The organism is Yeosuana sp., assembly GCF_057126245.1.
The window spans coordinates 1-13,225 of sequence record NZ_DBNGMQ010000061.1; the positions used below are offsets into that span (position 1 = coordinate 1).

General features: G+C 30.0%; 12 protein-coding genes. 8 read left to right on the top strand and 4 right to left on the bottom strand.

Features of this window, described 5'->3' with window-relative positions; all coding sequences use genetic code 11:
* On the top strand, window positions 1-531 hold a 531-nt coding region (locus AC15TD_RS07360; RefSeq protein ID WP_484451491.1), incomplete at its 5' end, for a hypothetical protein.
* Between the two features lie 2 nt (window positions 532-533).
* The gene (locus tag AC15TD_RS07365) at window positions 534-1,733 is read left to right on the top strand and encodes a T9SS type A sorting domain-containing protein (protein ID WP_484451492.1); all 1,200 of its coding nucleotides are present in this window, start codon (window positions 534-536) and stop codon (window positions 1,731-1,733) included.
* A gap of 167 nt (window positions 1,734-1,900) precedes the next feature.
* Here the strand turns inward: AC15TD_RS07365 and AC15TD_RS07370 are convergent, their stop codons facing one another.
* The gene (locus AC15TD_RS07370) at window positions 1,901-2,305 is read right to left on the bottom strand and encodes a hypothetical protein (RefSeq protein ID WP_484451493.1); all 405 of its coding nucleotides are present in this window, start codon (window positions 2,303-2,305) and stop codon (window positions 1,901-1,903) included.
* A gap of 327 nt (window positions 2,306-2,632) precedes the next feature.
* Here AC15TD_RS07370 and AC15TD_RS07375 point away from each other — a divergent pair, with 327 nt between their 5' ends.
* Together AC15TD_RS07375 and AC15TD_RS07380 are read left to right on the top strand one after the other, a co-directional pair.
* On the top strand, window positions 2,633-4,318 hold the full coding sequence (locus AC15TD_RS07375; protein ID WP_484451494.1) for a tetratricopeptide repeat-containing sensor histidine kinase: 1,686 nt from the start codon (window positions 2,633-2,635) through the stop codon (window positions 4,316-4,318).
* 3 nt (window positions 4,319-4,321) lie between these two features.
* Window positions 4,322-4,987 (top strand): response regulator transcription factor, encoded by a 666-nt coding sequence (locus tag AC15TD_RS07380; RefSeq protein ID WP_484451495.1) that lies wholly within the window; start codon window positions 4,322-4,324, stop codon window positions 4,985-4,987.
* A 352-nt stretch (window positions 4,988-5,339) separates the two neighbouring features.
* Here the strand turns inward: AC15TD_RS07380 and AC15TD_RS07385 are convergent, their stop codons facing one another.
* A complete protein-coding gene (locus AC15TD_RS07385; protein WP_484451496.1) occupies window positions 5,340-5,879 on the bottom strand; it encodes a dihydrofolate reductase family protein in 540 nt (179 codons plus the stop codon).
* 363 nt (window positions 5,880-6,242) lie between these two features.
* On the opposite strand from AC15TD_RS07385, the gene AC15TD_RS07390 reads away from it, so the two are divergent.
* Both AC15TD_RS07390 and AC15TD_RS07395 read left to right on the top strand, forming a co-directional pair.
* Window positions 6,243-7,415, top strand: coding sequence for an alpha/beta hydrolase (locus tag AC15TD_RS07390; protein ID WP_484451497.1), 1,173 nt, complete (start codon window positions 6,243-6,245; stop codon window positions 7,413-7,415).
* A 660-nt stretch (window positions 7,416-8,075) separates the two neighbouring features.
* Window positions 8,076-8,810 (top strand): SOS response-associated peptidase, encoded by a 735-nt coding sequence (locus tag AC15TD_RS07395; protein ID WP_484451498.1) that lies wholly within the window; start codon window positions 8,076-8,078, stop codon window positions 8,808-8,810.
* Between the two features lie 47 nt (window positions 8,811-8,857).
* Here the strand turns inward: AC15TD_RS07395 and AC15TD_RS07400 are convergent, their stop codons facing one another.
* Complete coding sequence (locus tag AC15TD_RS07400; protein WP_484451499.1) at window positions 8,858-10,078, bottom strand: NADH:flavin oxidoreductase/NADH oxidase family protein; 1,221 nt, start codon at window positions 10,076-10,078, stop codon at window positions 8,858-8,860.
* A 297-nt stretch (window positions 10,079-10,375) separates the two neighbouring features.
* Between AC15TD_RS07400 and AC15TD_RS07405 the strand changes: the two genes are divergently transcribed.
* The gene (locus AC15TD_RS07405) at window positions 10,376-10,516 is read left to right on the top strand and encodes a DUF5679 domain-containing protein (protein ID WP_484451500.1); all 141 of its coding nucleotides are present in this window, start codon (window positions 10,376-10,378) and stop codon (window positions 10,514-10,516) included.
* Window positions 10,517-10,605: 89 nt separating this feature from the next.
* Here the strand turns inward: AC15TD_RS07405 and AC15TD_RS07410 are convergent, their stop codons facing one another.
* Complete coding sequence (locus AC15TD_RS07410) at window positions 10,606-11,235, bottom strand: CatB-related O-acetyltransferase (RefSeq protein ID WP_484451501.1); 630 nt, start codon at window positions 11,233-11,235, stop codon at window positions 10,606-10,608.
* 567 nt (window positions 11,236-11,802) lie between these two features.
* Between AC15TD_RS07410 and AC15TD_RS07415 the strand changes: the two genes are divergently transcribed.
* Window positions 11,803-12,813 carry a LacI family DNA-binding transcriptional regulator gene (locus AC15TD_RS07415; RefSeq protein ID WP_484451502.1) on the top strand — a complete coding sequence of 337 codons (1,011 nt, stop codon included), beginning with the start codon at window positions 11,803-11,805 and terminating at the stop codon, window positions 12,811-12,813.
* Window positions 12,814-13,225 lie beyond the last annotated feature (412 nt).

Here is a 13,225-nt window from a genome sequence, read left to right on the forward strand (position 1 = left end):
ATTCAATTACAAGGTGTAACCTATTCCTTGATTTCTAATTGCATTTTGAGAGGCAGATTAGATTATTCAAACAATAATATTGTTAAAAACAACATTTTTTTATATGTAAATAGTAGTAATGCTCCTATTTATTCATGTAATTCAAATACTTTTTACAATAATATATTTACTACTGTTTACGGACCAATTTACTCAATTCAGGGAAGTAATAACAATTTTCAATACAACATATTTACAGGAACTACTCCTACATTTGGTGCAACACCAACAGTTTTAAACAATTATATAAGTGTAGATCTTGGTACTGTATATGTAAATGCAAGTGAGGGAGATTACCATTTGTTAGGAGATGCAAGTACTACTTATTTAGGAGATGATGGTGCTGAAGTAGGTCTTTATGGAGGCTTAGTACCTTTTAAAGAAGGAGCAGTACCAATAAATCCACATATTTCACAAAAATCGATACAAACCACTACAAACAGTAACGGGTTATTAAATATATCTTTTACAGTTGAAGCTCAACAAAATTAGTTATGAAACGGCTATTAAAAATTGGGCTGATATTTTTTATAAACTATCTGTTTATAAGTTTTTACGGTATAGCCCAAAACAATATTTCCAGTTATCAGTACTGGTTTGACAATGACTTTGGTTCAAATTCCTATACATCAGTTTCCCCAACAGAAAACTTGGAATTGAATACAGCAATATCTCTTGAAATACTAAGTGATGGACTGCATGTTTTTAATATTCGTTTTAAAGATACCGATGATCGTTGGAGTATTACCTCAAGTGATTTTTTCTACTATAATGATTTGACTGCTAATAACATAAATAGTTATCAATATTGGTTTGATAATGATTATAGTACACAAATAACTGAAACAGTTTCACCAAATGAACAATTACTTTTAGATACTTCAATTTCTCTTGAAATCATATCTGACGGATTACATCTTTTTAGTATTCGTTTTAAAGATGATAAAGGAAAATGGAGCATTCCACAAAATCAATTTTTTTATTATCATAATTTAACCGATAGCAATATTGTAGCCTACCAATATTGGTTCGACAATGATATTGAAACTAATTCATTTGTTGCTGCAACTCCAATACAACAAATGCAAATAACAGAGATGATTCCTATAGATAATGTTGAAGAAGGATTACATGTTTTTAGTATTAGGTTTAAAGATACCAAGGACAAATGGAGCATTCCTATAAATCAGTATTTTTACAAAACCAATCAGGTAACCGATAATAATATCATTGCCTACCGCTATTGGATAAATGATGATATCGATAATGCAACAATGGTACCTATAAGCAGCCCAACACAACTCTTAAATTTAAATGAAAACATTAATTTTCCGGGCTTAGGGCTTGGAGCTTACACTATTCATTTTCAGTTTAAGGATTCTTCAGATAATTGGAGTTTAGTAACATCTGATGAATTTTCGTTAACTAGTCTTAGTATAATTGAAAACACCTTTGAGAAATCTATTTCAGCATTCCCTAACCCAACAAAAAGTATTGTTAATTTAGATTTGGGAGTAAGTTATAATTTTATTGAAGTTAAAATATTCGATAAAATTGGAAAATTGATACAGCAATATTCATATAAAAATGAGCAATCATTTAAGTTTAATATTAATAACAACTCAACTGGCATCTATTTTATTATGATAAATGCTGATGATAACAAAGCGATATTAAAGTTTATAAAATATTAAAAATTATTGGCGTTTTTAGTTTAAATTATCACGAGTTAAAGAGTCTTTTCTAGAGTACAAATCGATAAAAAAAGTGTTATATAATAGCGCTTTTTTTTAGCACTGTAAAGAAGTTGTGTTTTTTAATTGACACCTATTGTTTATAAATGATTTAAGTACTTAAACCGCTAGAAAGCTTTCCTTTTTTCTTTATTGAAAATTGGGATGCTTTTTTGTTTTAGGGAATCATTAATTAATTTCGAAGTGCGCACAATCTGAATAAACCTGACAATAAAAATTATTTTAAGCGATATACCTAAAACTATGAAATAGAAGGGATATACTAGAACTTGTTTCACGTCTCTCAGATAAAGACCAGTAAGAAACAATAATAATCCTAAAACGAGCAGAATAAGTTCTTTCCCTGGTTTATATTCTCCAATTCTAACTTTTAAAAGAATATAGATGGATTTCAATGTTACGCCCGTTATAATTAAAGCGAGTCCAAGAACTTCCATTTGAGTTACTTTTTTTAGTAATATGCCAACTACTAATAAAATAATTCCGAAAAACAATAATCCTTTTGATGTCATCAATCTTTATTTTAGATACAAAAATAATGTTATTTGATTAATTGAAAATACTCCTTTTTTCTTTATTGAAAATTAGGTTGTTTTTTTATTTGGTGGGTATGGTTTTGAGGACGGTTTAAGCTTTATTTTTTGTTTTTGAAGCGCTTAATGTCTTTTTTACTTCAAATATTAGTACGTTAAATTGATTGTATCCAATTAAATAATATATTAATAATAATGAAAAAGAATCAGAAACGGTAATAAATGAAAGCTCTCACCGCCCATATTTAATTAAAATAAATTATTGTTTTTAAAAGTAAAACAAAGTTTACTTAGTAAATTAGAGGAATGAAAAAACGCAAGTCATCATTCCTCTTTTTCTATTTTATAATACTCAATGCTGTTTGTGTTCTCAACAATAATTTACATTCACAAAATCTTCAAGATAGTACAGCAATATATTATAATTCCATCCTTGAAATTAAGGACATTGATTTAACAAGCAAGGCCTTTAATTTTTTTAATAATAAATATGAAAACGCTTTAAACCAAAACGATACTATTGGGGCTGCATACTATCTTGAATTAATTTCATTTGGGCAGTTTAAAATGGCATTTTTTCATGAGAGTGAGTTAACAACTGTAAAGGCGTTTCACTTAATAGATAACTTTAAAGACATAAGTAAGACCATTGATCCAAGAAAAAGATTATCCAATCAATTGGGTATGATTTATAGGAAAATTGAGGATTATGATAATGCCCTGAGATTTTACAATCAAGCTCTGGAGCTTAATGAAAATATCGCACATAAAATTGCGATTGTAAATAATATAGCCAATACCTATGCAGATGCAAAAGACTTTGAGAAAGCAGTAAATGTTTTAATACCATATTACCAGAAAGCTTTAGAATTAGAGGACACAAGTATTAAATCCATATATATAGATGATTTAGGTTATTATCAGTCAAAAATTGGACATGCGGACGCTCTAAAAAACATGAAATTAGCTTTAAAAATAAAAGTTGATTTGGAAGATTTAATTGGTCTTTTTTCAAGTTACAAGCATTTATGCTTATTCCATTTAGACCACAATGAAAAGGACAAAGCTATAGCGTATTCTGACAAAGTTAAAGAGATCTCAAACCAAATAGACTCTCCATTATTTAATCTGCAAGCCTTGGAATTACAACTTATGTTAAAGGATAATCCAGATTTCTCTAGTTATATAACATTGGCAAATGAGATTCAACGCACAAAACAATCACAAGAGAATAAATATGCTGCTATTAAATATAATTATCAAGAGAAAGAAAAAGAAGCACAAAAATTAGAATTAAAAATTAAGGATAGTCAATTAAAAACTGAGCAAGAAAAATTAAATAAAACTATTTATCAAAGTATCGCTTTCATAGGCCTTTTATTTACGGTCTTTCTATATGTCATTGTTAGAATTAAACATAGAAAAGACAAATTACAACAGGTTTATAATACCGAAACCCGAATTTCTAAAAAGGTGCATGACGAAGTAGCTAATGATATTTACCATGTGATGACTAAAATCCAAAAGACTAAAGAAATTAAAAATCATGTTTTAGACGATTTAGAATACATATATAATAAAACCAGAGATATTTCTAAGGAGAACAGTATCATTGATCTTCACGGAACCTTTGAGGAGCATTTAAGAGATTTGTTATTAAGTTATAAAAGTGAAGACGTTAATATTATAACCAAAGATATATCGAAGGTGAATTGGAATAACTTTGATGACAATAAAAAGATTGTATTGCACAGGGTGCTTCAAGAACTTATGACCAATATGCGTAAGCATAGCAAAGCAACTCTCGTAGTTTTAACCTTCTCCCAGATCGGAAAAAAAATAAGCATCAATTATAAAGATAATGGTATTGGTTCTGATTTAATAAAAAGCAATGGTTTGCGTAATACGGAAAACCGTATGGAATCCATCAACGGAACTATTACATTTGAATCAAAAGTTAATAATGGTTTTAAAGCCAATTTAACACTCTAGGTTATGTTTTCAAAAGTTTTAGTTTCAGAAGATATGCAGGACATCAGTAAAGGTGTTTATGCTTCCCTTTGTGAGCTTGGTATTAAAGAAATTCATCAGGTACAATATTGTGACGATGCGTATTTAAAGATTAAAAAAGCTATTGCAGATGATGCCCCTATTGAATTATTAATAACTGATTTATCATTTAAATCGGACTATCGAGAACAAAAATATCCATCAGGAGAAGCTTTAATAAAAGTATTGAAACATGAATATCCCTCGTTAAAAATTATTGTTTATTCCATTGAAGATCGACTTCAAAAAGTGAGAACTTTAATGACAGATTATAGTGTAGACGGCTATGTTTGTAAAAGTCGAAGGGGTTTAATTGAATTAACAAAAGCTATTGGAAGTGTTTATAAAGACAAACGTTATTTGTCACCAGAAGTATCACAAGCCTTTAATACAAAAAATAATCTTGAAATAGATGATTACGACATTCAATTACTAATGCATTTGTCTCACGGATTGTCCCAGGAGGATATTAGTGATTATTTTAAAAAGAATAATATTACCCCAAGTAGTTTAAGCTCCATTGAAAAGAGGCTTAATAAACTTCGCATAGATTTTAAAGCCAACAATGCCATTCATTTAGTCGCTACCGTAAAAGATTTGGGTTTAATTTAAATTTGCCATATTACGGAAAACAGTAAAATATATTAATTAATTTCTTGTAATCTTGTATTGCTATTAATTAGTAAACCTTAGGGAAGTTTATTATTAAACTCTGCATCGTCATGGTGCAGAGTTTTTTAGTTTTATGGAATGCCACAAGGAAATCTTTTTTAATGGTTCTAGTTCTGATGTAAGCAAATTAGGAACAAACCCAAACCTACCCCATTTAAATGTGCAATCTTTAGTAGGATTATTAAATAGAGCTATACTGAGATTGTTTTACAAGGGTTTGTGTATAGTCAGTCGTTCCTTGTGGGTAAATAGGTTGGTAAGAACCAAGTAAATAGTTTTATACGGCTTAAGTTTATCTTTTTCGAATAAAATAATTTTGAACAATCGTTTCCAGATAGATTTTTGAATCTACACATTCAAAAACTAATCTTTTAGGAATTTCAGTAAATAATGGAATACCTCCCCCTAATATGTAAGGAATTATTGTTATGGTCATTTCATCTATTAAATCTTCTTTTAAGAAATTTTGAATTGTTTTACCACCATCAATGTATAAATTATAGAATCCCTTTTTATGAATCCTTTTAATAATTTCCTTTAAATCTCCCTTTGCAAGTATTGCTTTATCCTTGTATTTATCAGGAATGCGATTTAAACTATTACTAAGTACAAAAACAGGTTTTTGATAGGGCCAATCAATATTAAATCCGCAAATAGTTTCGAAAGTTGTACGTCCCATAATAAGCGCATCTATTTGAGAAGTAAAGTCTTTATAACCCATGTCAATATTCTCAGGATTCGGTATGGAATGCAACCAATCAATACCTCCATTCTTATCCGCAATATATCCGTCTAAACTAGTTGCTATAAATACTTTATTTGTCCTTTCCATTGTTTTTTAATAATAAATGCCATCGTGTTTATGTATGATGAGTTGCATGATTAAGCCATCATTTAAATATAGGAATTTCTGCGGAGTAAATGCCGCCGAAATGAATTATAGCCGTCCTAAGTGGGTAGTTCTATTTAATTGAGAGGCAAAAAAAATAATTCCATAAAATATTTGAATATGATTAGATCATTTTTTGAAAGAAATATAAAATTGAAGTTGTCGTATTGATTCAGACTGATTTAAATCATTGCATTTAAGAATAGCGTGAAATACATTTATTTATTAATAAAAATGGCTTGAAATGATATATTTATAATCAATCAAACGCATCATTTTTTAACTGTTAACCAAAAATTAAATATTATGAAAAAATTAAAGTTAGTGTTAATTAGTATTTTGTCAGTATTAACTTTTGCTGCATGTGAGACTGAATCCATTGAGGGAGATTTAATTAATGAACAGTCAGCCGACCTCACTTCTAAGAAAGTTCAGAATAGTAAAGAAGCTTTTAAGAGCAAATTACAAAATAGGATAATAAATAGTGAAGCTCTTAAGGGTAATTTTGTGGGTAACACCTTTACTAGAAAGTTGCAAATTTATACACCTCCAGGATACAAAAAAAATGGTGCTCAGCAGTATCCTGTAGTGTATTTATTACACGGATTTCCTTTTTCTGAAAAATCTTTTATTGATATGAGTGTTTGGGATGAGTGGATTACGCCTTTCTTTTGGACTCAAGAATACCCAGATTTCCCTGAAGAAGGATTCAGACTTTGGATTGATAATCTTATAGATGAAGGCTTTATAGAACCTATGATTATAGTTATGCCTGATGCAAGTACAATGCCTTATGGTTTTAGTTTTTACACAAATTCAATCCTTAATGGTAATTTCGAGGATTTTATTGTAAATGATCTTGTAAACTACATGGATACAAATTATAATACTATTCCAGAGGCTTCAGGTAGAGCTGTTATTGGGCATTCACAAGGAGGATATGCTGCATTTAAATTTGGCATGCTTCACCCCGATATTTTTGGCACTGTAGCTAGCCACAGTGGTCTATTATATGTAGATGCCATGTTTGGAATGGGTAATATAGTTGAACAAGAAAACCCAGATGGTTATTTTTCAGGCCCAGACCCAACAAAATTTTTTACTAGTGCTGGGTATGCTATGAGTGCAGCGTTGTCACCAAACATTAGCAATCCTCCTTATTTTGTAGACCTTCCTTTTGTGTTCAATGAAGAAGGTCATGTAGAACTGGTTCCTGAAGTTGTAAACCTATGGTATCAAAATGATGTATTTACTTTATTAGATTCGTATCACGAGGCTTTTAATTCATTGGATGGAATATATTTGGACGTGGGACTTACTGATGAACTTGGTACTCAACTAGCCCATGTACCAGTAATTAGTAAATTGAATTTATTTAATATAGATTACACGTTTGAGACTTACGAAGGTGGACATCATACAAATATGTTTGAAAGATTAGCTGTTGCTTTGGAATTTTTTTCAAACAAATTAAATTAGTTGTAAATGAAGGATTTTTGTAATTAAGTACTTGGCAAAATCGAAACTATTGACTAAATCATAAAAGAAAATTCAAAGAGCTGTGGTTAGTCAATAGTTTTTTTATTAATTCTGACAATTGACTTTGGTAATTACTCACTACTTGTTCTATAAGGATTAATTTATCATTTTGATTCTCTGGAAATTAGGAACTAATGTGCCTCTTATTAAATTTTCTTTAGCTCGATCTAACTGATTTAATTCAATTTATATATAAGATAGTCAAGTGCTATTTTATAAGTAGTTACATCGCCTTTATTTGTCTAAAACTATCTATTTTAAATTTGCTACAATCCTTAGCAACAGTTAAACAGTTCTTAATATATCTTTGTTAATTATGAAATATACAAAGTATTTTAGCAGCGTTTTGAAGGCTCAAGGAGTGCCACATCTAAATGTAGATCAGTACTCAAGGCTGATGAATATTGTGTCTTTAGAAGGTATATTGGCCGAATGACATTATTTAACCAAAACCACTAATGAAAAAGATAAAATATATCAATATTACGTCAGAATAAATAGATTGCAATCTAAAATAGCTATGTTAACAAAAGAAAAGAAGCCATCTGAGATACTAGAGGAATTGGTGAAAATGTCTATTTAATTTATTATTTTAGTGATATGTGTTATTCAACATCTCTGAGAAAAGAAAGAGATAATATTCAACAAAGGCTATTAACACGAGGCCTTAGTGCTAGTTTTAATAGGCCTAAAGAATACACACCGTATTACCATCTAAATGGATTTACTCACGGTAATTTATATATCATTAAAATGAATGAACCTAAGTCGATCTATCCAGCTTCATGGGGATTAGTTCCAAATTGGGAAGCCCATAACCCTAAGGAGTTTTGGAACAAAAGCAATACTTTAAATGCAAGAGTAGAAACAATTTTTGAAAAAGCATCATTTAAAGAGAGTGCTAACGAAAAAAGATGTTTGATACTGGCAGACGGTTTTTACGAGCCTCATCATGTAAATAGTGTTTCGATTCCTTATTTTTGTTATCAGCCCTCTAAAGAATATCCTAAGGGTGATTTATTTCTATTTGCGGGGCTTTATAATGAACTTGATGCGGATTCGTTTTCAGCAACTATATTAACGACAGATGCAAATGATTTTTTTGCTAAAATTCATAATAAGAAAAAACGAATGCCCTTAGTTCTTGATTCTAATTTTTATTTGGATTGGCTGGATGACGGACTAAACCAACAGCAGCTAAATGAAATTATGGCAGTTGGATTTACAGGAGAAGAATTTAATGCGCATCCTGTCTCTAGAGACCTATATAAAAAGAGAATTGATACCAACACGCCTTATTTTGTTCGACCAGTTGAAAAAGATACCTTGTTTTAATAAAGAGGTTTAAGTAGTTAGGCCGATGAAAAACTTTCTTTTTTTCTTTAAAAAGAGGCCTTTTTTAATAGTATTATCCAAGCATATTTAAGAAAGACAACCCACGGGCTTAATTTCGGATTAGGTTTCTTCCCGTTGCCTAAACGTTTTATTTGTGATTCGTACCATATAATATTCATACTGCCATCAATTGCCTTTACACCAGTTTTTTGAATTTGGGTGTGAAAGGATTTGCTTGCTCCAGAAAATATGTCATTAGCTAAGTTTGGAAATAGGGCAAAGGGCCTGGCAATTCCAATTATATCTACTTTATTGGACGCCACAGCTTCTTGCATTACAGATACTGTCCGGAAACCTCCTGTTAACATTAAAGGCGTCGTTGTTATTTTTCTTGCTTTTTCAATATAATCCATAAAATAAGCCTCCCTTTTTTCGGTGCTCGCTTTACTTTTTCCCATCATTGCTGGGGCTTCGTATGTTCCTCCGGAAATCTCAATTAAGTCGATGCCTTCCTGTGAAAGAATTTTTATTACTTTCATAGATTCCTCTTCTGTAAAACCGCCTTTTTGAAAATCAGCTGAATTTAATTTAATTCCAATGGGATATTTGTTTCCGACCTTTTCTCTAATTTTTCTATAGACTTCAACAACAAATCTCGACCTGTTTTCTAAACTTCCTCCCCATTTATCGTCTCTAATATTAGTATATGGCGATAAAAACTGACTAACCAGATAACCATGTGCTCCATGAATCTGAACTCCAGTAAAACCAGCTTCTTTTAAAATAAATGCTGTACGACCGAAGGCTTCAATTATTTCCAAAATCTCATTTTCATTTAATTTTTTTGGAATCTTTTTTGTCGCTTTTTTTCTTCTGCCGTATTTAAGAGGTATGGCAGAGGGAGCCATCAAATTAGTGTTAATTGGTGCCATTGCCTGTCGTCCAGGATGATTAATTTGAGCCCATAAATGAGTCTGAGTGTTTTTTACGGTTTCTGCCCATTCTTTTAGTAAATGTAAATTTCTAGTATCTTCAACAACAACATTTCTAGGCTCTCCAAGAGCCTTGGAGTCCACCATAATATTCCCAGTAATTAGTAATCCTGCTCCGCCCTGACTCCATTTTTTATAAGCATTTATTAGGATTGGTGAAGGTTCTTGCTTTTTGGTCGAGGCATTTTCGCTCATTGCCGATTTCGCAATTCTATTACTGATTCGTGCGCCATTAGGTAAAATTAGTCCTTGTTGCAAATAATCTAAATGACTCATAGATAGAATTAATTTTTAGTGAAAGTGTTAAGGACCTAATTTAGTGAAAGAAAACAAGTAAGTAAAGAATTGACAAGAAAGCTTTTTTATTGATACACTTAAAGTGATATATAAACAGAGAGTATTATTGAAATAACTTTACCCATTACAAGCATCTAATCTAGGATTTAACGTATTTTTCAAACCCTATAAATATTTCAGCAGAGTAAATTGTTTAATTATTTATTTGCTGACATTCAAAATATAACTTATCTTTAAAAAGTATAACTAAAACCAAAACCTAAAACAAAAACAATTATGGAAGGATATTGTGTAAAATGTAAAGATAAAAGAGAAATTAAAGATGCTGCTGAAGTGACTATGAAAAATGGAAGAAAAGCTATGAAAGGTAAGTGTCCAACTTGTGGAACAGGCATGTTTAGAATTCTTGGTAAATAGAGTTTTTAAATAATTTCTTAAAAAAATAAAAATAAACTTTAGAGCCTTTATATAAAGACTCTAAAGTTTATTTTTATTTTAAAATTAGGTTACGATATACCTTTTAATAAGGTTATATTAGAATCTGTAATCAGTTGGATGTTTTTGGTAATTTTATCAATGTCCCAATCCCACCATTTAATTTCAATCAAATCTTTGATTTGATCTTCTTTGAATCTTTTTTTAATGTATTTTGCTGGATTTCCTCCTACTATTGAATAGGGTTCAACATCTTTTGTAACAGTTGCATTTGTTGCAATAATCGCGCCGTCTCCTATATAAACGCCTGGCATAATGGTTGCATTGTGTCCTATCCAGACATCATTACCAATAGTGGTGTTCCCTTTATTTGGGTATGATTTTCCATCCATAGCATGTTCCCAACCATTACCAAAAATGGCAAATGGGTAAGCAGAAATTGAATCAGTTAAATGGTTGCCGCCATTCATGATGAATGTAACACCAGAAGCAATCATACAAAACTTTCCTATAATCAGTTTGTCCCCTATAAAATCGAATAGATATTTTACATTGTTTTCAAAGTTTTTTACGTCTTCAAAATCATCATAATACGTGTAGTCTCCAACAATAATATTGGGGTTGGTAATGATATTTTTCAAAAAACATAACTTTTTGTAATTCTCTAATGGATATGTAATGTTTTTGTCTGGTCCTTTCATGAAAATTAAGTTTTATAATAATGGTATTAATAAAATAATAGCTCCAATAACAGTTGTTGAAATTGTTTTTCTAATGGTTAATATTCTAACTGAAGACTATTTGAAAATGAAGCATATTTAGTCACAATAATACAAATTAATAACAAAATAATGGCTAACGTAGTGAGTTGGCCGCTGTTATTAATTTATTAGGGCAAGAAATAAATGCAAATAACGCTTTTGAAAATCCATAACTCATTGCCATTAAATGTGAACGCAGGAGTATATATAATTCAGTTAAAAACAGATAAAGGCTCAATAAATAAAAAAACCTGATCAAATAGAGGTCAAGTCTTCTTATGTAACATTTATTGCATGGTGATAGTAATATAGTTTTTAATTTTACAGTTCATGATTGTTGATCATTTAAAATAATGACTAATTATAAAGGGTGTTTTTATTATAATAAAAGCACCCTTTTTAGTTTAAAACTTCTTTATTTTTAGGCATTTATCTATAATTGTTTTGCTAGATACAATTTAAACGAGATTTTTGTAAATTGCACGCTAAAATTAATGTGTAACTATTATGGTCACCCTAAAGCAATTAGCAAAAGAGTTAAATGTTTCAATATCTACTGTTTCAAAAGCACTTAATAATAGTGAAGAAATTGGTGATGACACTGCAAAACGCGTTAAAGAACTTGCTGCATTATATAACTATAAACCCAATAAAGTAGCTTTAAGTTTAAAGCAGAATCAAACAAAGACAATTGGGGTAATCATTCCTAATATTTTAAATCATTTTTTAGCTAAAGTTTTATTTGGAATTGAACGAGAAGCTACAGAGCAAGGATATAATATAATAACATGTATATCAAATGAATCGTTAGAAAAAGAAATTAATAGTTTACAGTTATTGGCAAATGGAAGTGTTGATGGTTTTATTTTGGCCGTCTCTAAAGAAACTCAAGTAAAAAACGAAACAGCCCATTTTATTAAAACTATTAATCAAGGCTTGCCAATTGTAATGTTCGATAGAGTAGCTAATGATGTTTTATGCGATAAAGTAATTGTTGATGATCTTGAAGCAACATATAATGCTACTAAAAGCTTAATTAAGGAAAACAGAAGGCATCTCGCTTTTATTAGTGATATTGATGATTTAAGTGTGGGTAAGCTTAGGGAACAAGGCTTTAATAAAGCAGTTTTAGAAGTATCAAACGTAAAAACGTCTATTTTGAAGATGAATAGGTTTGATGATTCTCAGCAAAAAATTATGGAGTTTCTTAAAAATAACAAAACCATTGATGGTGTTATTTCGGCTGATAATTCATCCGGTATAATTGCCGTCAATTCAGTGATAAGCTTTGGGCTTAAAGTACCAAAGGATATTTCAATAATTGGTTATTCTAGTAAAACTATTTCTAATCATTGTGTTCCCAATCTAACTATAATTCGTCAACACGCAAAAGATATTGGAGTTTGCACGGCACAGTTACTTATAAAGAGACTTCAAAATAAATCAAAAGAAACCAATGATTATACCACAAAAATAATAAAGACCAGTTTAGTAAAAGGAGGATCAACCTTGTTTTAAGCTTTTTTAAAGCAGTCAATAAATTGCATTTCATCGATATTTTTAACAAAAATAGAAAGCAAAAGGTCTTTTAATCGATAAAAAAATACATTTCATCGATTTTATTCTTGTTTACTATCTTGTATGTGCTATATTAGCCTCTCTTAATAAGCGCCAAATTATTCCCTAAGTTTATTGAGAAAAATTAATCCATTCTTGGCAGCAATGTCAAATCCCTCAAAAAAATATTTATAAAAATCTATATGTGCTTTTGTGCATTTGGTTTTAAAGTTAATTATCCATTTTCCCTCAATTAAGATTTTGATTTCAAAGTCTTAAAAACTATTGAATTATTTAAAAAAATAATTTAAGAGAAAATTGTATAACCTTAAAATTGAATATATATGAAAGCCTTAAGAATTACTTTGATATT

What these genes read in the sequence shown, in the direction of transcription:
- AC15TD_RS07365 (WP_484451492.1), top strand. Translation starts at nt 534, where the DNA reads ATGAAACGGCTATTAAAAATTGGGCTGATATTTTTTATAAACTATCTG.
- AC15TD_RS07370 (WP_484451493.1), bottom strand. Translation starts at nt 2,305, where the DNA reads ATGACATCAAAAGGATTATTGTTTTTCGGAATTATTTTATTAGTAGTT.
- AC15TD_RS07375 (WP_484451494.1), top strand. Translation starts at nt 2,633, where the DNA reads ATGAAAAAACGCAAGTCATCATTCCTCTTTTTCTATTTTATAATACTC.
- AC15TD_RS07380 (WP_484451495.1), top strand. Translation starts at nt 4,322, where the DNA reads ATGTTTTCAAAAGTTTTAGTTTCAGAAGATATGCAGGACATCAGTAAA.
- AC15TD_RS07385 (WP_484451496.1), bottom strand. Translation starts at nt 5,879, where the DNA reads ATGGAAAGGACAAATAAAGTATTTATAGCAACTAGTTTAGACGGATAT.
- AC15TD_RS07390 (WP_484451497.1), top strand. Translation starts at nt 6,243, where the DNA reads ATGAAAAAATTAAAGTTAGTGTTAATTAGTATTTTGTCAGTATTAACT.
- AC15TD_RS07395 (WP_484451498.1), top strand. Translation starts at nt 8,076, where the DNA reads ATGTGTTATTCAACATCTCTGAGAAAAGAAAGAGATAATATTCAACAA.
- AC15TD_RS07400 (WP_484451499.1), bottom strand. Translation starts at nt 10,078, where the DNA reads ATGAGTCATTTAGATTATTTGCAACAAGGACTAATTTTACCTAATGGC.
- AC15TD_RS07405 (WP_484451500.1), top strand. Translation starts at nt 10,376, where the DNA reads ATGGAAGGATATTGTGTAAAATGTAAAGATAAAAGAGAAATTAAAGAT.
- AC15TD_RS07410 (WP_484451501.1), bottom strand. Translation starts at nt 11,235, where the DNA reads ATGAAAGGACCAGACAAAAACATTACATATCCATTAGAGAATTACAAA.
- AC15TD_RS07415 (WP_484451502.1), top strand. Translation starts at nt 11,803, where the DNA reads ATGGTCACCCTAAAGCAATTAGCAAAAGAGTTAAATGTTTCAATATCT.